General features: G+C 69.5%; 13 protein-coding genes. 8 read left to right on the forward strand and 5 right to left on the reverse strand.

Annotation, left to right across the window (positions count from 1 at the left end):
• Positions 1-73: 73 nt before the first annotated feature.
• The gene (groL, locus tag NK718_RS13175; RefSeq protein ID WP_254743020.1) at positions 74-1,729 is read right to left on the reverse strand and encodes a chaperonin GroEL; all 1,656 of its coding nucleotides are present in this window, start codon (positions 1,727-1,729) and stop codon (positions 74-76) included.
• A gap of 26 nt (positions 1,730-1,755) precedes the next feature.
• On the reverse strand, positions 1,756-2,070 hold the full coding sequence (gene groES / locus NK718_RS13180; RefSeq protein ID WP_254743023.1) for a co-chaperone GroES: 315 nt from the start codon (positions 2,068-2,070) through the stop codon (positions 1,756-1,758).
• Between the two features lie 577 nt (positions 2,071-2,647).
• Between groES and NK718_RS13185 the strand changes: the two genes are divergently transcribed.
• Positions 2,648-3,583 (forward strand): hypothetical protein, encoded by a 936-nt coding sequence (locus NK718_RS13185; RefSeq protein WP_254743026.1) that lies wholly within the window; start codon positions 2,648-2,650, stop codon positions 3,581-3,583.
• Between the two features lie 135 nt (positions 3,584-3,718).
• On the opposite strand, the gene NK718_RS13190 is transcribed toward NK718_RS13185, so the two are convergent.
• The gene (locus tag NK718_RS13190) at positions 3,719-5,383 is read right to left on the reverse strand and encodes an L-lactate permease (RefSeq protein ID WP_254743028.1); all 1,665 of its coding nucleotides are present in this window, start codon (positions 5,381-5,383) and stop codon (positions 3,719-3,721) included.
• A 211-nt stretch (positions 5,384-5,594) separates the two neighbouring features.
• On the opposite strand from NK718_RS13190, the gene NK718_RS13195 reads away from it, so the two are divergent.
• The 3 genes from NK718_RS13195 (at position 5,595) to NK718_RS13205 (ending at position 8,551) form a co-directional block, all read left to right on the forward strand.
• Positions 5,595-7,466 carry an ABC transporter ATP-binding protein/permease gene (locus NK718_RS13195; protein ID WP_254743031.1) on the forward strand — a complete coding sequence of 624 codons (1,872 nt, stop codon included), beginning with the start codon at positions 5,595-5,597 and terminating at the stop codon, positions 7,464-7,466.
• 66 nt (positions 7,467-7,532) lie between these two features.
• Entirely contained in the window at positions 7,533-8,066 is a 534-nt protein-coding gene (locus NK718_RS13200; protein ID WP_254743034.1) for a hypothetical protein, read from the forward strand.
• Between the two features lie 68 nt (positions 8,067-8,134).
• Positions 8,135-8,551, forward strand: a complete 417-nt coding sequence (locus NK718_RS13205) for a hypothetical protein (protein WP_254743037.1) — start codon at positions 8,135-8,137, stop codon at positions 8,549-8,551.
• Here the strand turns inward: NK718_RS13205 and NK718_RS13210 are convergent, their stop codons facing one another.
• A complete protein-coding gene (locus NK718_RS13210; RefSeq protein WP_254743040.1) occupies positions 8,552-9,346 on the reverse strand; it encodes a glutathione S-transferase family protein in 795 nt (264 codons plus the stop codon). It abuts the gene before it with no gap.
• A 180-nt stretch (positions 9,347-9,526) separates the two neighbouring features.
• Here NK718_RS13210 and NK718_RS13215 point away from each other — a divergent pair, with 180 nt between their 5' ends.
• The 3 genes from NK718_RS13215 to NK718_RS13225 all read left to right on the forward strand — a co-directional run bounded on the left by NK718_RS13215 (position 9,527) and on the right by NK718_RS13225 (position 14,291).
• Positions 9,527-11,809 carry a sensor histidine kinase gene (locus NK718_RS13215; protein ID WP_254743043.1) on the forward strand — a complete coding sequence of 761 codons (2,283 nt, stop codon included), beginning with the start codon at positions 9,527-9,529 and terminating at the stop codon, positions 11,807-11,809.
• A gap of 26 nt (positions 11,810-11,835) precedes the next feature.
• On the forward strand, positions 11,836-13,455 hold the full coding sequence (locus NK718_RS13220) for an ABC transporter substrate-binding protein (protein ID WP_254743046.1): 1,620 nt from the start codon (positions 11,836-11,838) through the stop codon (positions 13,453-13,455).
• A gap of 170 nt (positions 13,456-13,625) precedes the next feature.
• Complete coding sequence (locus NK718_RS13225) at positions 13,626-14,291, forward strand: NYN domain-containing protein (protein WP_254743049.1); 666 nt, start codon at positions 13,626-13,628, stop codon at positions 14,289-14,291.
• A gap of 95 nt (positions 14,292-14,386) precedes the next feature.
• Here NK718_RS13225 and NK718_RS13230 read toward each other — a convergent pair whose 3' ends face one another.
• Positions 14,387-17,308: an Rne/Rng family ribonuclease gene (locus tag NK718_RS13230; RefSeq protein ID WP_254743052.1), complete on the reverse strand. Its 2,922-nt coding sequence runs from the start codon at positions 17,306-17,308 to the stop codon at positions 14,387-14,389.
• Positions 17,309-18,014: 706 nt separating this feature from the next.
• Here NK718_RS13230 and NK718_RS13235 point away from each other — a divergent pair.
• Positions 18,015-19,319 carry an N-acetylmuramoyl-L-alanine amidase gene (locus NK718_RS13235; RefSeq protein ID WP_254743054.1) on the forward strand — a complete coding sequence of 435 codons (1,305 nt, stop codon included), beginning with the start codon at positions 18,015-18,017 and terminating at the stop codon, positions 19,317-19,319.
• The last annotated feature ends 60 nt before the right edge of the window (positions 19,320-19,379 follow it).

The raw sequence follows: 19,379 nt of genomic DNA on the forward strand, positions 1-19,379 counted from the left end.
TCGACGCCGCCGACGAAAAAAGCCCCGGCGCGAGGCCGGGGCTTTCGGTGTCAACGACGGGTAGAGGCGCGGCTCAGAAGTCCATGCCGCCCATGCCGCCCATGCCGCCGCCCATTCCGCCGCCCATCGGGGCGGGGCTGTCCTTCTTGGGCGCTTCGGCCACCATCGCTTCCGTGGTGATCAGCAGCCCGGCCACCGACGCGGCGTCCTGCAGGGCGGCGCGGACGACCTTGGCGGGGTCGAGGATGCCGGCCTGCAGCATGTCCACGTACTGCTCCGTCTGCGCGTCGAAGCCGTAGGTCTGCGAGGCGTTCTCGGAGATCTTGCCGACCACGATGGAACCCTCGATGCCGGCGTTCTCGACGATCTGGCGGATCGGGGCCTCCAGCGCCTTCAGCACGATGTTGAAGCCGGCGCGCACGTCGGCGTTGTCGGAGGTCAGGCGCTCGCGAACCGCCAGCTTGGCGCGCAGGAGCGCGGTGCCGCCGCCCGGCACGACGCCTTCCTCCACCGCGGCGCGGGTGGCGTGCAGGGCGTCGTCGACGCGGTCCTTCTTCTCCTTCACCTCGACCTCGGTCGCGCCGCCGACGCGGATCACCGCGACGCCGCCGGCGAGCTTCGCCAGCCTCTCCTGCAGCTTCTCGCGGTCGTAGTCGGAGGTCGTCTCCTCGATCTGCGCCTTGATCTGGCCGACGCGCGCCTCGATGTCGTCCTTCGAGCCCGCGCCGTCGATGATCGTGGTGTTCTCCTTGTCGACGCGGATGCGCTTGGCGCGGCCGAGCATGTCGATGGTGACGTTCTCGAGCTTGATGCCGAGGTCCTCGGAGATCATCTGGCCGCCGGTCAGGACGGCGATGTCCTCCAGCATGGCCTTGCGGCGGTCGCCGAAGCCCGGGGCCTTCACCGCCGCGATCTTCAGCCCGCCGCGCAGCTTGTTGACCACCAGCGTGGCCAGCGCCTCGCCCTCCACGTCCTCGGCGACGATGAGCAGCGGCCGGCCGGATTGCACCACGGCCTCAAGGATCGGCAGCATGGCCTGCAGCGACGACAGCTTCTTCTCGTGGATGAGGAGGTAGGGCTCCTCCAGCTCCGCCACCATTTTGTCGGCGTTGGTGATGAAGTAGGGGGAGAGGTAGCCCCGGTCGAACTGCATGCCCTCGACGACGTCCAGCTCGGTGACGGCGGTCTTGGCTTCCTCGACGGTGATGACGCCCTCGTTGCCGACCTTCTGCATCGCCTGGGCGATCATCTCGCCGACCGACTTGTCGCCATTGGCGGAGATGGTGCCGACCTGGGCGATCTCGTCGCTCGACTGGACCTTGCGGGCGCGCGCCTGGATGTCGCGCACGACCTCCTCGACGGCGAGGTCGATGCCGCGCTTCAGGTCCATCGGGTTCATGCCGGCGGCGACCGCCTTGGCGCCCTCGCGGACGATGGACTGGGCGAGAACCGTCGCGGTGGTGGTGCCGTCGCCGGCGATGTCGTTGGTCTTCGAGGCCACCTCGCGCACCATCTGCGCGCCCATGTTCTCGAACTTGTCGGCGAGCTCGATCTCCTTGGCGACGGTGACGCCGTCCTTGGTGATGCGGGGCGCGCCGAAGCTCTTCTCGATGACGACGTTGCGGCCCTTGGGGCCGAGCGTCACCTTGACGGCGTCGGCGAGGATATCGACGCCGCGCAGCATCTTTTCGCGCGCGCTCGCGGCGAAGCGAACTTCCTTGGCAGCCATATTGATGATCTCCGGTGTCGAATGGGTCAGGCGGCGCGGCGGCCGGCTTCGGCGCCTTCGATGACGCCCATGATGTCGGACTCCTTCATGATGAGGAGCTCCTGGCCGTCGATCTTGACCTCGGTGCCGGACCACTTGCCGAACAGCACGCGGTCGCCGGGCTTTACGTCGAGCGGCGTGAGCTTGCCGGTCTCGTCCCGCGCGCCGGAGCCGACGGCGACGATCTCGCCTTCCTGCGGCTTCTCCCGGGCGCTGTCGGGGATGAGGATGCCGCCCTTGGTCTTTTCCTCGGCTTCGATGCGGCGGACGACGACGCGGTCGTGCAACGGTCGGAATGCCATTGTCGCGCTCCTCTGGTCGATGATGGGCGAGCCCCCGGCGAGGCCTTGGCACTCGGGCGGGGAGAGTGCCAGGAAGGTAGTCATCGAGGCGGTTGTGTCAAGACATCTCAGCTTTGGAAAAGTTCGCTGTGGCTTAAGCTGGTCCGTATCGGTTCCCCAGACCAGCAACGCCAAAGCTGGGCGGCATAGGTGCAGCTGGAAATCACGCCGCAATACTGGACCGAAACGAAAGAAGGAAACCAGAGCGTGGCCGCGACGCTGCCTGACGCGCCTCGGCGCCGGCCGGTGCTGTCACACAATTGCCGCCATGCGCGAAACCATTCGCTTCAATAACGCCGCCGAAGCAGCGCGCGAGCGGTCCAGTATTGTCGCGATGGGCGGGGCATGACCCGCCAATATCCGGTGCCGTTCCGCCGGCGCTGCGCCTGAAGAAGCGGCCGTTTCAGGCGCCGACCGCCGGGTGGACTTCACAACCGCCACCTTTTGATCAAGATTGAGTGATCGCCTGCGAAATTAGTTAATGCAACGAGTCCATGATCGAGTCGCTTGTTGGTTCGGTCGCCTACAGGAGAGCCCGATGTCCAAAGTGCGCTTGTCATCCGCCGCGTCGGCGGTCGTTCTCGGCCTCGTCTTCGCGGCCCAGCCGATCGGCCTCGGCGGCTCGTCCCATGCGCCGGGCGTCTCGGCGGCGCTCGCGAAGGGCGGCGAAGGCGCCGGCAATGGCGGCGGCAACGGCAATGGCGGTGGCAACGGCAATGCCGGCGGCAACGGCCGGGGCGCGGAGGCGGCTTCGGCCGCCGACGGTCGCGGCAACGGACGCGGCGGGGAGGGCGGCGGCAAGGCCGGCGGCAAGGACCCCGTCTCGAACTTCGTCGGCTCGCTGCTGAGCGGCGACCTGTTCAAGGGCGGATCGAAGAAGACGGAGCGGACCGCCTCTGTCTCTGGCGGCAGCAAGTCCTCCACGCGCGCGTCCTCGTCGACCGCGACGACGACCACGACGACCACGACTACCGCCACGGTCTTCGCGACGCCCGACAAGCTCGGCCGCCTCAACGCCTCCCACGCCTCGGCCTCGGCGCTGGCCCACGCGGCCCCGAACTCCACGGTCGGCGTCATCGCCACCTACATGAACCTGATGTTCGAGGCGATGCAGATCGCCGACGAGATCGCCGCCGCCGACGCTGCGGCCACCAGCAAGACGACGACGACCACGACCACCGCCACGACGACCACGCCGACGCAGGACGACCTGAACGCGAAGGTGAAGGAGGCGCTCGACGCGCTGGCCGCCATCGCCAACAAGTCGTTCGACCAGTCCGTGGTGAACCAGGTCAACGCCAATCTGGGGCTGACGCTGGACGACACGACGGGACAGGCGGTGACGGACTACTTCAACCCGCCGGAGACGACCGACGCCGCCGCGACGACCACGTCCACCACCTCGACGTCCTCGTCGACGGGCGGCTCGACGACCACGACCACCACGACAACGCTGCCGCCCGGCTCCATCTGAGCCCTCCGGCCCTTCGGAATCAGGCCCGTTCGCGCCCGCGAGCGGGCCTTTTCATATGTGCGGCCGTTTATCCGCTTACTGCGGCCAGCAGCAGGAGTGACGGGCGGGGCCGGCGCGCCGCGCCGCCCCCGTTCTCTATTGCACCACCATCGCGGTGAACGGCCAGACATAGGCCTGCAGCATGATGAGGATGCCGACGAGGCAGGCCAGCACGATCGAGTGGCCGAACACGAAGCGCAGGATCGAGCCCTCGTGGCCGAACCACCCCGTCGCCGTCGAGGCGACGACGATGGACTGGGCGTCGATCATCTTGCCCATCACGCCGCCCGAGGAGTTCGCCGCGCTCATCAGGATGGGCGACAGGCCGAGTTGCTCGGAGGTGATGCGCTGCAGTCCGCCGAACAGCACGTTGGAGGCGGTGTCCGACCCCGTCAGCGCGACGCCCAGCCAGCCGAGCAGGGCGCCGAAGAAGGGATAGAGGAATCCCGTGCCCGCGAAGGCGAGGCCCAGCGTGGCGTCGATGCCCGAGTAGCGCGTCAGGGTGCCCAGGGCCAGCATGCCGCAGATCGTGATCAGCGAGTAGCGCACGACCCACAGCGTCTGGCCGTAGGCGCGCACCAGGGCGAGCGGCGAGAACCGCATGTACAGCCCCGCCACGATGGCGGCGAGCAGGATGCCCGTCCCCGTGTAGGAGAGGAAGGTGAAGCCGAACACCGCGCCTTCGGGAGCGGGCTTGGCCACGATGGGCGGCACCTTCTGGGCGAGGTTGTGAAGACCCTCGATGGGGAAGTTCGGCGCGAACAGGCCGTTCGCCCAGCTCTTGAACGTCACCGTGCCCCAGACGAAGGCGAAGATGCTGAGGATCAGCCACGGAATCCACGCCTGGACGACACGCTCGCGCTGCTCGGCGGCGACCGGCGCCGCGGACGGAGGCGGCATGGTCGAGGCGGATTCGTCGCGCACGCGCAGCGCCGTGGACGTCCACACGACGCTCGGCTGCCAGACCTTGAGGAAGCCGATGAGGCAGGCCATCGACACCATGGAGGCGACGATGTCGACCAGCGTCGGGCCGTGGAAATTCGACATCAGGAACTGCGTGATGGCGAAGGTCGCGCCGGACACCAGGATGGCCGGCCAGATCTGGATCATGCCCCGGAACCCGGCGAAGGCCCAGATGAGCCAGAACGGCACCAGGATGGAGAAGAACGGCAATTGCCGCCCGACCATCGCGCCCAGCTTGAACGGGTCCAGCCCGGTCGCGGCGGCGAGGCCGGCGATCGGAGCGCCGAGCGCTCCGTAGGCCACCGGGGCGGTGTTGGCGATCAGCGACAGGCCGGCGGCGGCCAGCGGCGAGAAGCCGAGGCCCATCAGCACCGCGCCGGTGACGGCGACGGGCGTGCCGAAGCCCGACGCGCCTTCGAAGAACGCGCCGAAGCAGAAGGCGATCAGCAGCAATTGCAGCCGACGGTCATTGGTGATGCCGCCGATCGAGTGCTGCATGATCTCGAACCAGCCTTTCTCCACCGTGAGCCGGTAAAGGAAGATGACGTTGAGGATGATCCAGCCGATCGGGAAGAAACCGGTCAGCGCGCCGAACAGCGCCGCCCGCACGGCGAGGCCGGGGGGCATGGTGAAGGCGACGATGGCGACCGCGAGCGCCACGGCGAGCGCCAGCAGCGCCGCCCAGTGGGCCTGGACCTTGCCGCTGGCGATCAGCACCAGCAGCGTCACCACCGGTATGGCGGCCGCGACGGTGGACAGCACCGCGCTCCCGAACGGATTGTAGACCTGAGACCACATGGGCGTTTCCCTCCAGCCGGCCCAGCGGGGGACGCCGGGCTCAACCTCCCTGGCGCAGGAGCGTTCTCCGACAACGCTCTGTGGCGGCAACCGTTTCTTCACGGGGGAACGCCGTGGTGCGACTCGCCTGGAACGTCGCATGCCCGCGGCGCGTTCTGGTCAAGGCCAAGCACTTAGGGGGACGGTGCCGCCGCGACCCCAGGAGACAGTCTTGACCGAGCCGGAACAGAGCGCGCCTCAGGGCCTGACGGCGCTCTTCGCGACCGAGGAAAGCGCGGAGCAGCCGGCGGCCTCGCTGCAGCGTCGCTTCTGGGCCATGTCGTCGGGATTCTGGCGGGGAAAGTCGGCCGGCGCGGCCTGGCTCCTGACCGGCGCCATCATCGCGCTCGTCGGCGCCAACATCGCCATCCAGTACGGCATCAACCGCTGGAACCGCTATTTCTTCGACGCGCTCGACGCCCACGACCCGGGGCGGATCAGCTTCGCGATGCTGTTGTTCGCGGCGCTGGCCGCCGGGGCCATCCTGGCGATGGTGGCGCAGGTGTTCTGCCGCCTGACGCTCCAGGCGCGCTGGCGGCGCTGGCTCACCGGCTCGCTCGCCGGCCAGTGGCTGGCGGGGCGGCGCTTCTACCAGATGAGCATCGCGGTGCCGGAGCTGGACAGCCCCGAGTTCCGCATGACCGATGACGTGCGCATCGCCACCGAGCCGATCGTCGACTTCGCCATCGGCCTCTCCAACGCCGTGCTGATGGCGGCGGTGTTCGTCGGCGTGCTGTGGAACGCCGGCGGGTCGATCACTTTCATGGGCTTCACCATTCCGGGCTACCTGGTGGTGTGCGCGGCCCTGTATGGCGGGCTGACCTCCGGCGTCATGATCTTCCTTGGCCGCCCGCTGATCCGCTACACCGAGCGCAAGAACGCGGCCGAGGCGCAGGTGCGCTTCGAGCTGGTGCGGGTGCGCGAGAACGCCGAGAGCATCGCGCTGATCGGCGGCGAGGAGGGCGAGGAGCGCCAGCTCGGCGGCACGCTCGACGAGGCGCTCGGGCGCTGGCGCTGGGTGGTCTGGCAGCAATCGCTGATGACCTTCATCATCCACGGCAACACCATCCTCGCGCCCGTGCTGCCGCTACTGCTCGGCGCGCCGAAATACCTGTCCGGGGAGATGTCGCTCGGCCAGCTGATGCAGATCGCGGCGGCCTTCGTGCAGGTGCAGCTCGCGTTTAACTGGCTGGTCGAGAACTATATCAGGCTCGCCGAATGGTCGGCCTCGGCCGACCGCGTGGTGGCGCTGTGGACGACGCTGCGCCGTCTCGCCCGCGAGGACGAGGAAGAGCGGATCACGCTCACCGAGAGCCCGGACGAGGCCATCCACCTGCGCAACCTCAGCGTCCACCAATATGGCGGGCGCGTCGTCATCAACGGTGCCGAGGCGAGCTTCCAGCCCGGCGAAAAGATCCTCATCAAGGGCGATTCCGGCGCGGGCAAGTCGACGCTCATCCGCGCCGTCGCCGGGCTGTGGCCGTGGGGGAACGGCGAGGTCCAGATCCCGCGCGGGGCGCGGGTGATGTTCGTGCCGCAGCGGCCCTACATCGCCAACGGCACGCTCAAGGCGGCGCTTTCCTACCCCGATCCGCCCGACGACAGCCAACACCAGGCCATGCTCGACGCGCTGCACCGCTGCGGCCTGCGCCACCTGGCGGGACGGCTCGACGACGAGGAACGCTGGGACAAGACGCTCTCCGGCGGCGAGCAGCAGCGCGTCGCCTTCGCGCGCCTGCTGCTGCAGAAGCCCGAGATCGTCGTCATGGACGAGGCGACCTCCGCGCTCGACGAGGCCAGCCAGGACTCGATGATGTCGCTGTTCAAGCACGAGCTCGCCGACGTCATGCTGCTCAGCATCGGCCATCGTCCGGGGCTGGAGGAGTATCACGAGCGGGTGGTCGAGCTGGTGCGCAAGCCGCGCGGCGCCCAGATGCAGGACGAGGGCGAGCCGCCGCGTCGGTCGGGCCGGCTGTCGAACCTGCTGCGGCGGGCGCTGCGTCCGCGCCCTTCTCCGGACCCGGCCGGCCGTCACGAGGCTTAGCGTCCGCGAATTGATGGAATTGTAACGAAAATCCGTCAGGTTCATTCGACTTGGACGGGAGATTTCATGTCCACGCAATTGCCAGATGTTAATTTCCACTTGGCCGTGTACCAGGCCGCCGGCCAGCGCGTCACCGGGCTTCCGGCCGACACCTGGGTTTCGGTCGAGCGCTTCACGGACGAACACGCCGGGCGCGCCCGCTACCACGACTTGCATCAGCCGGCGCTGGCGCTCGACCTCGGCATCGCGCTGTTGCGCGCCGCACCGTCGCCTCCGGGGGAGGCGGTGCACGGCCGCACCGTGCTGATCGCCAACGCCGAGGTGGCGCGCCTGTACCAGAGCGGCGTCCAGCTCGCCACGGGCGAGCAGGAGCAGGCTTTCGCGGAGGCCGTCATGGCGGCGCGGGCGAAGCTGGAAGAGGAGTTCCGGGCCCGGCTTGCGCCGCCGCCGCGCGCGAAGTCGACGCCGCGGCTCACCGCCGCGCTCGCCGGGGCGCTCGCCGCCCTGGTGGCGGTGCTGCTCTTCGGTCAGGTCGCCGCCTCGATGCGCTCAGGCTCGCTGAGCGACAGCATCAACCGCACGTTCGGCGCGAGCCGCTGACCCCTCGTCCGGAGCCGATGGCGTCCCCAGATGTTAGGGAGATGCCCGCTTCCGCGCCGGAGGTTCACATGCGCTCGACCATCATGCTTGCCGCCGTCCTCGCCGTCGCGCCGTCGGCGCGCGCTCAGGACGCCAACGGCCGGTTCGTCATGTCGCCGACCCCGGACGGCTATCTGAAGATGGACACCCGCACCGGGGCGGTGAGCCAGTGCACGAGGCAGGGCGGCGATTACCAGTGCCGCCTCACGCCGGACGAGCGCACCGCGCTCCAGGACGAGATCGACCGCCTGTCACGCGAGAACGCCGAGCTGCGCTCCCGCGTGGCCGGCGGACCCGCCCCGGCGCTGCCGACCCCGGCGCCCGGCGAGGCGAAGCCCAGCGGGCCGTCGGACGCCGACATCGACCGCGCACTGACCGTGATGGAGCGCTTCCTGCGCCGGTTCAAGGACATCCTGCGCGACGAGCCGACCCAGAACCGGCTGTGATCAGGCGAGCCCGAGCTCGGCGTCGGTCGCCGCGCGCGCCCATTTGTCGCGCGGGGGCCACGGCCGGGCGCGCCAGTGCGGCTCGAAGACGAAGCTCGACACGGCGCGGCCAGGCGGCAGGGCGCCGTTCCCCGCGCCGCGCGAATAGTCGTAGTAGAGCTTGACGATCTCCTCGCGCGTCACCTGCCGCGCCGCGGGGTGGGCGATGCAGGCGTCGCGCCACTCCCGCACGCGGGAGAAAGCCGGCGTGTCGGGGATGTCCACGCCCTCATAGTAGTCGACGAACCAGAATCTCATGAACATCGGCGTGAACACCGCCTCGGCGTAGCCGAAGCGCTCGAACAGGAACGGCCCGCCTCGCGACCACGCGCGCAGCGCGTCGTCGAGCTTCGCGTATTGCGCGAGCAGGTCGTCGCGCAGCGCATCGCGGCGGTCGGGGTTCTGGTTCATCACGAAGCGATAGCCGGCGGAGGTGAAGTCGCCTTCCAGCGCCACGACCATGCCCTCCAGCGCGTGCTCGTAGGGGTCGCGCCGCATCACCGGCGGGTCGGGGAAGCGGCCCTCGAGGTAGCGCAGGATGACGAGGCTCTCCTTGATGACGCCGCCGTCCTCCGTCTCCAGCACCGGCAGCGCGGTCGTGCCGCGCGTCTTGGCGAGGAGCGCCTTGTCGCGCGGGCGGGTGATGTCGACGACCTCGAAGCGCACCCGGTCGCGCATGCCCTTCAGCTCCAGCAGGATCTCGACGCGCTGGCTGAACGGGCAGACGGGGATGTGGTGGATGGTCAACTCGGACACGTCGGGGCTCCGGGCCAAGGGCGGTCAGGCTAGCCGCTCTGCGGGGAGGGCTGCAACCGCCGGTCGTGGGTGCCGCGACGCACTTTTCTCCCCGGGAGGCTCTGTTAACGTTCAGGTTGCATCCGGCCCCGGGGCCGGCGTGGAGATCCGGTCCTGCGTATCGCGTCCAAAGTCTTTTTGGTGGGCGGAATTCCAATCGCCATCGCCGCCGTCATCGCGGCGGCGGCCTGGCTGCTGCTGCGTGAGGCCGACCGGGCGCGCAACGGCGCGGTGCTGGCGGGCTCCATCTATCGCGACCTGCTCGTCGCCACCGCCGAGCGCGACCGCTACGTCATCGCGCCGCCCGCCGACCGGCGCGACACGGCGCAGCGCTTCGCCTCGCAGACTTTGCGGGCGCGCGACGACCTGGCCGCGCTGGCCGGCGTCGCGCGCACTCCGGAGCAGGCGGAGGCGGTGGCGCTCGCCTCCCAGACGCTGGAGCAATACACGGCGCAGATGCGCCGGCTCACCGCCTCCACCGAGCGCAACGACCGGCTTGTGCGCGAGATGGCCGAGCGCGCCACGGTGCTCACCGGCCTTGCCGAGCAGGCGCGCATGCGCCAGCACGCCTCCAACGCCGACATCGTCACCTCGCTGACCGAGAAGGACCGGCGGCTTCGCCTCATCCGCGACATCGTCGACAAGGCGCAGGAGCTGCGGGCCCTGGTGGCGGCGGCTCGCCTGCAGGCGGCGCGCCTGGCCGAGGACGGCCGCGGCGGCGCGGCCGCCAACGACCGCGAGCGCGGACAGGCCTTCGCCCGCTCGCAGCTGCGCAACGCCGTGCTCGACCTGATGCGCGCGCTCGAGGCGGCCGGGCGCAAGGACGACGCGGTGACGCTCGGTGAGCACCTCGCCGGGCTCGACGCCGGCGGCGCCGCGGCCGAAACGGCGCTCGTCGAGTGGTGCGAGCGCATGCTCAAGGTCGACGACACCGAGCAGCGCGCGCTGCATGAGGAGCTGGCGCAGCTGCTCACCTATTCCGTGCAGGCCAACGAGACCGAGCAGGCCACCCAGAACATCGCCATCGCCGTGCTGAAGCTCGGCCAGCGCACCTCCGAGGCGCTCGGAAAGCGCGACATCGAGGCCGTCATCGCCATCGTGCGGGAGAGCGACAAGCTCGCCTCCACCATGGCCAGCCTGCCGATCTCGCCGCTGATCCAGACCGAGATGATCGACGCCATCGGCGAATGGCGCGACCGGCTGTTCACCACCGTCTCCGGGCTGCGCGAGCAGAACGCCACGCTGTGGGACATGGACCGCTCGGCGGTCGAGCTGACGGAAGGGGCGCGCTCGCTCAACGACATGTTCACCGGCGCCGCCGACCGGCTCGGCGCCACCATCCGCACCATCCTGTTTGTCGGCGGGTCGTTCGGCCTGCTGTTCGGCGCGCTGGCGGGCTTCGTCGTGGCGCGGCAGATCACGCGGCCGCTGCGCCGCGTTCAGCAGAGCATGATCCGCCTTGCCGAGGACCCCGCGTCGGGCGGAGTCAGCGACTCGGACCGCAAGGACGAGCTGGGGGACATGGCGCGCGCCGCCAATTTCTTCGTGCACGAGATCGTGGCCCGCGAAGGCGCGCTGCGCGACGCGGTGGACCGCGCCGACGCGGCGCTCGAGGAACTGCGCCGCACCCAGGCGACGCTGATCCAGGCCGAGAAGATGGCCTCGCTCGGCCAGCTCGTCGCCGGCGTCGCGCACGAGATCAATACGCCCGTCGGGGTCGCGCTGACCACCGCCACGCTGGTCGGCGAGGAGGCCCGCCAGTTCGCCGAGGAGGCGAAGGGCCAGCAATTACTGCGCTCGCGGCTGATCGCCTTCACCGAGCGGATGAGCGAGGGGGCGCGGCTGCTGACCGTCAACCTCACCCGCGCCGCCGACCTCGTTCACAGCTTCAAGCAGGTCTCGGCCGACCAGGTGAGCGGCGAGCGGCGCGCCTTCGACCTGCGGACGTGGCTCAACGAGCTCCTGACCAGCCTGGGGCCCGTGCTGCGCCGGCGCTCCCTCACCGTCGACGTCGACTGCCGCCCCGGCCTCACGGTGGAAACCTATCCCGGCGCGCTCGGGCAGGTGCTGACCAATCTCATCGTCAACGCCGCCGTCCACGGCTACGACGACGGCTGCGGCGGCCACGTGCGCATCGCCGTGCGCGAGCCCGGCCCGGGGCGCGTCGCGATCGAGGTGGCCGACGACGGCAAGGGCATCCCGCCGGAGCGCATCGAGCGGATCTTCGACCCGTTCTTCACCACGGCGCGCCACCGCGGCAACACGGGACTCGGCTTGCACATCGTCTACAACCTCGTCGTCCAGACGCTTCGCGGGCAGATCGAGGTCAGCAGCGAGCCCGGGCGGGGCACGACGTTCCGCATCGACATTCCGGGCACGTCGCTCGCCGTCGCCCCGGCCGAAGCCGAGGTCGAGGCCGTGTGACGTCACGAAGGGGAGGGGACGCAAGGATGATCGACGCGATGGCCGGCGCCCGCCGGCGAGTGGCCGGCGTTGCGGCGCTGGCCGTGATGCTGCTCGCGGCGTCGGCCCCGGCCGTCGCCAAGACGCTCGTCTTCTGCTCCGAGGGCAACCCCGAGGCGCTCAACCCGCAGATCGTCACGACCACGACCGGGATGAACGCCGGCCGGCCGATGTTCAACAACCTCGTCGAGTTCGCCAAGGGCACGACCACCGTCGAGCCGGCGCTGGCCGAGAGCTGGACGGTGTCGCCCGACGGCGTCGAATACGTGTTCCATCTGCGGGCGGGCGTAAAGTTCCACTCCAACGCCGTGTTCCAGCCGACGCGCACCATGAACGCCGACGACGTGGTGTTCTCGCTGATGCGGCAGTGGAAGGAGGACCACCCCTTCCACAACATCTCCGGCTACAGCTTCGACTTCTTCCGCGACCTCGGCATGCCCGAACTGCTCAAGAGCATCGAGAAGGTCGACGACCGCACCGTGCGGATCACGCTGACGCGGCCCGAGGCTCCGTTCCTCGCCAACCTCGCCATGCCGTTCAACGTGGTGCTGTCGGCCGAATACGCCGAGCGCCTGCTCACCATCGGCAGGCCGGACATGCTCGACACCCAGCCCATCGGCACCGGGCCGTTCGTCTTCCAGGGCTTCCAGAAGGACGTCACCGTCCGTTACCGGGCCTTCGACGACTACTGGGGCGGGCGCCAGGCCATCGACACGCTCGTCTTCTCTATCACGCCGAATCCGGCGGTGCGCCTGACCAAGCTCAAGGCCGGCGAATGCCACGTGATGGCGTTCCCCAACCCCGCCGACGTGCCCAAGATCGCCGAGGACCCCAATCTCACTTTGCTCAGCCAGGAAGGGCTGAACGTCGGCTATCTGGCGATGAACACCTCGCGACCGCCCTTCGACGACGTGCGGGTGCGCCGGGCGGTGAGCATGGCCATCGACAAGGCCGCCATCGTCGCGGCCGTCTACCAGGGCGCCGGTACGGTGGCGAAGAACCCCATCCCGCCGACGCTGTGGTCCTACAACGACGCGATCAGCGACGTGCGGTTCGACCGCGCCCAGGCGCAGCGCGCGATGGCGGAAGCGGGCTACCCGTCGGGCTTCGACGCCGACCTCTGGTACATGCCGGTGAGCCGTCCCTACAACCCGAACGGCAAGCGCATCGCCGAGATGATCCAGTCCGACCTCGCTCCGCTCGGCATCCGCCTGCGGCTGGAGACGCGCGAGTGGAGCGAGTATCGCCGCGAACTGCAGGCCGGCACCCCGGCGCTGGCGCTCTACGGCTGGACCGGCGACAACGGCGATCCCGACAATTTCCTCAACGTGCTGCTGGGCTGCACCTCGGCGCGCACGGGCGGCAACAACATCGCGCGGTGGTGCGACCCGACCTACGACGACCTCGTCAACCGCGCCAAGCGGCTGCCGGACCGGCCCGCGCGCGAGGCGCTGTACCGCCAGGCGCAGGAGATCTTCCACGACCAGGCCCCGTGGGTGCCGCTCGCGCACTCGGTGGTGTTCATGGCGACGCGCAAGGGCGTGAAGGGCTTTGTCATCGACCCCCTCGGCCGCCACCCCTTCGACGGCGTCGACATCGTGGAGTGAGCGCGCTCATTTGCAACTCCGCCGCTTGCAGTGCGGGGTGCCTGTTCAGTATTGCCAGTCCACTCTTCTAGCTTTAAATATAACGCCTTACCCGCCGAGCAGCGTGCTGCCGGCCCGAAGGCCGCTAGGGGCAACCCGATGCGGCCTTCGCTTTTTTAGGCGTTAATTTCATGAGAACCATTGTTTATGTCGATGGCTTCAATCTTTATTACCGCCTGCTTCAAAAACATCCTCATCTGAAATGGCTAAATCCGAAGCGCCTCGCGGAAGAAGTTCTTAATCCCCAAAACGATGTGCGGGGAGTTCGATACTATACGGCGAACATCTCAGGTCGGACAGACCCGACCGCGCCAGCCCGTCAACAGACGTATCTGAATGCGCTAGCATCAATACCTGAGATTTCCGTGCATCGGGGAACATTCCTGTCCGCGCAGAAATTCGCAGCGCTTGTCCATCCGCCGGAGTTCCGCCCCCCTCAACAGGGTCAGCTATTGGAACCCTGGCCTTCCGTGGTCAAAATACATAAAACAGAAGAGAAGGGTAGTGACGTCAATCTTGCTTGTCATATGCTGCTGGACGCATTTGAGGACAAGTACGACGTCGCTGCGGTTATATCGAACGACAGCGATCTGATCGAACCGATTCGAATCGCGACCGTAAAGCTGGGCCGGATCGTAGGATTGCTCACGCCCGTAGCAAATCCGAACCCAGGACTTCGAAGCGTATCGACTTTCGTCCGCCGCCTGCACCCAGCCCACCTTGCATCGGCTCAGTTTCCCGATCGGATCGAGCTGCCTGATGGGTCAGAGATTTCAAGGCCCGAGTCGTGGACGTGATCCGATGCCCTGCCTCCCGTGCTCGCGGGTGAGGACTGGGCCTAAAAGCGACGGGCCCCGCAGGGCCCGTCGCCTAACTCGACATTGCGTTCGACTCAATCGCCGCCGGACAGCGCCGACTTGGCCTTGGCCCACCAGCCGGCCTTGCGCGGCGCGGTCGGCTCCGCGCCGATGACGATCGGCTCGGTGGCCAGCACCTCGGGCTCGGGCGTCGGCGCGGGCTCGGCCGGGGCGGGCGCTTCCTCCCGGACGGGGGCGGGCGCGACCTCGGCGACGGGAGCAGGCCGCGGCGCGGGAGCCTCGGCAGCGGCCTGGGCGGAAGCGTTGCCCTCCGCTCCGGCCTCCGGAGCGGCCTCCGCGACGGCGGCCTCGGACGGCGCTTCGGCTGCGGCCTTGCGTGGCCGGCGGGCGCGCGGCTTGCGGACGGGCGCGGCCTCGGCGGCCTCTGCCGCCGGGGCTTCCGGCGTCGGGGCCTCGCCGGCGGGCGCGACGGTCTCGCCGGCCTCGGCGGACACCTCGCCCTCGGCTCCGGCCTCGACCGCGCCTTCGCGCAGGCGGCGGCCGCCACGGCGGCCACGGCGGCGGCCGTTGCCGCGGTCGCGGCCCTCGGCGTCGCCCACCATGCCGCCCTCGGCCTCGTTCAGCGCCAGCTCGGCGGCGATGTCGCTGCCCGGCTCGATGGTGGCGGTGCCGCCGAACACGACGCCGCTGACATCCGGCTGGGGCGCGTCGAGCGGCATGGGCGCGGCGCCGTTCAGCGGCTGGCCCTCCTGCCGGTCGCGACCGCCGCGACGGCGACGGCGACGGCGGCGGCGACGGCCGCCTTCGTCACCCTCGGCGCGGCGCTCGTCCTGGCGACGGTCGTCGCGCGGACGGTCCTCGCGACGCTCGCCGCGCCCGCGCTCGCCGCGCGGCTCGGACCGCTCGCGCTCCTCGCCCGGCGCGCGCGCCTCGGCCGGAGCGAGCTCGTCCGCGTCCTCATCGTCCTCGGCTTCCGCCACGTCCTCGAACTCCTCCTCCTCCGGCATGGCGACGCTGTCGACATGCACGGCGGCGGGGATGGGACGCGGGTTCAGCACCGGCTCGCCCCGCTCGATGGCGAAGGCGTGCTGCGCGGTGTGGGTTTCGTCGGCGAGAATGGTGATGTCGACGCCGAAGCGGTCCTCCAGCCCGCGCAGATGGCTGCGCTTCTGGTTGAGGATGTACAGCGCGATCTCGGTGCGGGTGCGCACGATGAGGTTGTGCGCGTTGCTCTTGATCAGCATCTCCTCGACGGCGCGCAACACGTGCAGCGCGACGGACGGCGTGGCGCGCACGATGCCCGCGCCGGCGCAGTGCGGGCACGGCACGGTGGAGCCTTCCAGCACGCCCGTGCGGATGCGCTGGCGCGACATCTCCATCAGGCCGAAGGGCGAGATGCGGCCGACCTGGATGCGGGCGCGATCGTTCTTGAGGGCCTCCTTCAACCGCCGCTCGACCGTGCGGTTGTTGCGGTTCTCCTCCATGTCGATGAAGTCGATCACGATGAGGCCGGCGAGGTCGCGCAGGCGCAGCTGCCGGGCCACCTCGTCGGCGGCCTCGCAGTTCGTCTTGAGCGCGGTGTCCTCGATATTGTGCTCGCGCGTCGCGCGGCCCGAGTTGACGTCGATGGCGACCAGCGCCTCGGTCTGGTTGATGACGATATAGCCGCCGGATTTCAGCGTCACCTGGCTGGAGAACATCGCGTCGAGCTGCGCCTCGACCCCGAACCGGGCGAACAGCGGCTGAACGTCGCGGTAGGGCTTCACGTTCTTGGCATGGCTCGGCATGAGCATGCGCATGAAGTCCTTGGACTCCTTGTAGGCCGCCTCGCCGGCGACGAGCACTTCGTCGATGTCCTTGTTGTAGAGGTCGCGGATGGCGCGCTTGACCAGCGAGCCTTCCTCGTAGGTGAGGGCGGGCGCGGAGGACTGCAGCGTCAGCTCGCGCACCGTCTCCCACAGGCGCATCAGGTACTCGAAGTCGCGCTTGATCTCGGCCTTGGTGCGAGACGCGCCGGCCGTGCGCAGGATGACGCCCATCCCCTCCGGAACGTCGAGCTCCTGGGCGACCGACTTCAGCCGCTTGCGGTCCACCGCGTTGGTGATCTTGCGGGAAATGCCGCCGCCCCGGCCCGTATTGGGCATCAGCACCGAATAGCGGCCGGCGAGCGAGAGATAGGTGGTCAGCGCCGCGCCCTTGTTGCCGCGCTCCTCCTTGACGACCTGCACCAGCAGAACCTGCCGGCGCTTGATGACTTCCTGGATCTTGTACTGGCGGCGGATCTGGCGGGGGCGCTCCGGCACCTCCTCCATCGCGTCCTCGGAGCCGACCTGCTCGATGACGGGCTCCTCGTGGGCCTCGCCGGCCTCGTCGTCGTGGTGGTCGTGGTCGTCGTGGTTGTCGTCGCCGGAGCGGTCGGACGATTCGGCCTCGGGCGCGGTCTCGGCTTCGGGCCGGGCATCGCCCTCGGGCTGGGTCTCGACGGAAGCGGTCGCATCCGCGTCGGCGGTCGTCTCGTGCGGCGCGGACTCGCCGGCTTCCTCGCCTGGCGTCGCGGCGGGCTCGCCCTCAAGCGGGGCGGCGGCTTCAGTCGCCTCGGCTTCGGCGCTCACCGCCTCGCCGGCGGCGGCGGACCGGGCGGCGTTGCGCGGGCGGCGGCGGTTGCCGCGGCCGCGGCGGCTCTCCTCGGCGTCGTCGGCCTCGCGCTCCTGGCGGGCGTCCTCGGCGAGCAGCGCCTGACGGTCGGCGACCGGGATCTGGTAGTAGTCGGGATGGATTTCGCTGAAGGCCAGGAAGCCGTGGCGGTTGCCGCCGTAGTCGACGAACGCCGCCTGCAGCGAGGGTTCGACGCGGATGACCTTGGCCAGATAGATATTGCCGCGGAGCTGTTTCTTGTTGGCGGCTTCGAAGTCGAACTCTTCGACCCTATTGCCGCGGACCACCACGACCCGGGTCTCTTCCGGGTGCGAGGCATCGATGAGCATCTTGTTCGCCATGAGGAACTCTCAATGGCCCGGCTCCCCCGGGTCGGCCGGTTCCGTCGGGGCTCGTCCGCGATCGATGCGCGCAAGGGCGCGCGAGCGCGAGGCTGGAGACGGAACGGCGGTCGAAAAAGGGAGCAGAGCGCGGTTGACGCCGGAATGCGGCGTGGGTTGCGTCGTGCTGGGTTGATACTGGAACGGAAAGGACGGGGCTCGTGAGGCGAGAAACGCGAGCGCCGGCTGTCTGGCGACAGCCGCTGGAGATTGGCTCTCGACGGGTTCGGAGCAGCGCGCTCTCGCCCATTGACCTCGACACCTTTGAGGCCCGCGCGCGCGGCTCCTGGGCGGAGACGGGGCGGCGGACCGTTGCGCCTCGCCGGGCCGATCAGGCGCCGGGCACGAGACATTGACGGATCAAGCAAGTCCTGTGCCCCGGCTGAACTGGAAACGGGTCCAAGAGCCGGGAGACGAAACGCGACAAGCGACGGGAAACCCGGACGAGGTCTTCCGCACCGCATCGCGCGGGTTGCATGACGATCCTCTCTTAACGACCGAATGGCCGATTTGGCAAGCGTGAGGTGAACTGTGTCGCGCGCGCCACAGCCGCCGGTGAAACCGCGAGGGCCGGTCACGGTTGGTTAACCAGTCGGCTCCTATAGCCTAAGAAGGCGAAGGCCTTGCCGGGCCGTCGTCGCGGGGGCGACGCTCACCGAGGGTGTCCATGCCGATGATCGGGCCGCTCCGGCGGCGTTCCGGAGAGGGATCGAAGCGACCGGGCGTCGCCGCGTGGCGGCTTGTCGCGCTCGCCGCCGCGCTGTGCGCCGCACCCGGCCTCGCGCTCGCCGGCTCCGCGACGCCGCGCCAGACCGCCCAGACCGCGACCGCCGCCCCGCCGCCGGGCGCCGGGATTCCCGGGGCCCTCGACGCCCAGCTCGCCGCCGACGCGACGCAGGCGCGCCTGTCCTTCACCGTCACCGCTCCGCTGGAGCCGCGCGTCTCCGTGCTGGAGAAGCCGGACCGCATCGTGCTCGACCTGCCGGAAGTGAACTTCCCCGCGCCGCTCGATCTCGGCCGCAAGGGCAGGGGGCTGGTGAAATCGCTGCGCTACGGCATGGTCGCGCCCGGCCGCTCGCGCATCGTCATCGAGCTGGCGAGCCCGGCGCTTCCCGGCGAGGCGCGCAACGAGCCCGCCGCCGGCGGGGCGCTGTCCTTCTCCATCGAGCTGCGCAAGACCGACCGCGAGGCCTATTCCCGCCAGGCGGTGGCCGCGCTGCCGCCGCTGCCGCAATCGGCCGCGCCCAAGCCCGCGCCGGCCGGCGACCGCCGGCCCGTCGTGGTGCTCGACCCGGGGCATGGCGGCATCGACACCGGGGCCATCGGCATCGCCCAGACCATCGAGAAGGACGTCGCGCTCGCCTTCACCAGGGAGTTGCGCGACAAGCTGGAGAAGAGCGGCCTCGTCCGCGTCGTCATGACGCGCGACGGCGACAGCTTCGTGTCGCTGGGCGAGCGCGTGCGCATGGCGCAGGCGCAGCAGGCGAGCCTGTTCGTCTCCATTCACGCCGACACGCTGACGGTCAGTCCCGAGGTGCGCGGCCTCACCGTCTACACCAATTCCGACCGCGCCTCGGACGCCGAGGCGGCGCGGCTGGCCGAATCGGAAAACCTCGCCGACAGCGCCGTCGGGCTGGCGCTTCCGGAGACCTACGAGGACATCGCCGGCATCCTGGGCGACCTCACGGTGCGCGAGACGCGCAATTTCTCGCATCTCTTCGCCCGGACGCTGCTAGGCCAGCTCGACGGCGCGTCGCGCCTCAACAAGAACCCGGCGCGCTCGGCCGGATTCGTCGTGCTGCGCGCGCCGGACGTGCCCTCCGTCCTCGTGGAGCTCGGCTATCTGTCGAGCAAGTCCGACGTCGAGCTGTTGAAGACGGCGGCGTGGCGCGACAAGGCGTCGGACGCCATCGCCGCCGCGGTGATCTCGTTCCTGGCCCCGCGCCTGGCGCACCAGGAAACGTCGAACTGAGGCTCCGCGGCGCTCCGGTCGTGTTTTGACCACATTGCGCGGGCAACCCATCACGGACCA

The organism is Alsobacter ponti (assembly GCF_024294805.1).
GTDB classification, from domain to species: domain Bacteria; phylum Pseudomonadota; class Alphaproteobacteria; order Rhizobiales; family Beijerinckiaceae; genus Alsobacter; species Alsobacter ponti.

What these genes read in the sequence shown, in the direction of transcription:
- NK718_RS13225 (WP_254743049.1), top strand. Translation starts at nt 13,626, where the DNA reads ATGAGAACCATTGTTTATGTCGATGGCTTCAATCTTTATTACCGCCTG.
- NK718_RS13220 (WP_254743046.1), top strand. Translation starts at nt 11,836, where the DNA reads ATGATCGACGCGATGGCCGGCGCCCGCCGGCGAGTGGCCGGCGTTGCG.
- NK718_RS13200 (WP_254743034.1), top strand. Translation starts at nt 7,533, where the DNA reads ATGTCCACGCAATTGCCAGATGTTAATTTCCACTTGGCCGTGTACCAG.
- groL (WP_254743020.1), bottom strand. Translation starts at nt 1,729, where the DNA reads ATGGCTGCCAAGGAAGTTCGCTTCGCCGCGAGCGCGCGCGAAAAGATG.
- NK718_RS13230 (WP_254743052.1), bottom strand. Translation starts at nt 17,308, where the DNA reads ATGGCGAACAAGATGCTCATCGATGCCTCGCACCCGGAAGAGACCCGG.
- NK718_RS13185 (WP_254743026.1), top strand. Translation starts at nt 2,648, where the DNA reads ATGTCCAAAGTGCGCTTGTCATCCGCCGCGTCGGCGGTCGTTCTCGGC.
- NK718_RS13190 (WP_254743028.1), bottom strand. Translation starts at nt 5,383, where the DNA reads ATGTGGTCTCAGGTCTACAATCCGTTCGGGAGCGCGGTGCTGTCCACC.
- NK718_RS13235 (WP_254743054.1), top strand. Translation starts at nt 18,015, where the DNA reads ATGCCGATGATCGGGCCGCTCCGGCGGCGTTCCGGAGAGGGATCGAAG.
- NK718_RS13205 (WP_254743037.1), top strand. Translation starts at nt 8,135, where the DNA reads ATGCGCTCGACCATCATGCTTGCCGCCGTCCTCGCCGTCGCGCCGTCG.
- groES (WP_254743023.1), bottom strand. Translation starts at nt 2,070, where the DNA reads ATGGCATTCCGACCGTTGCACGACCGCGTCGTCGTCCGCCGCATCGAA.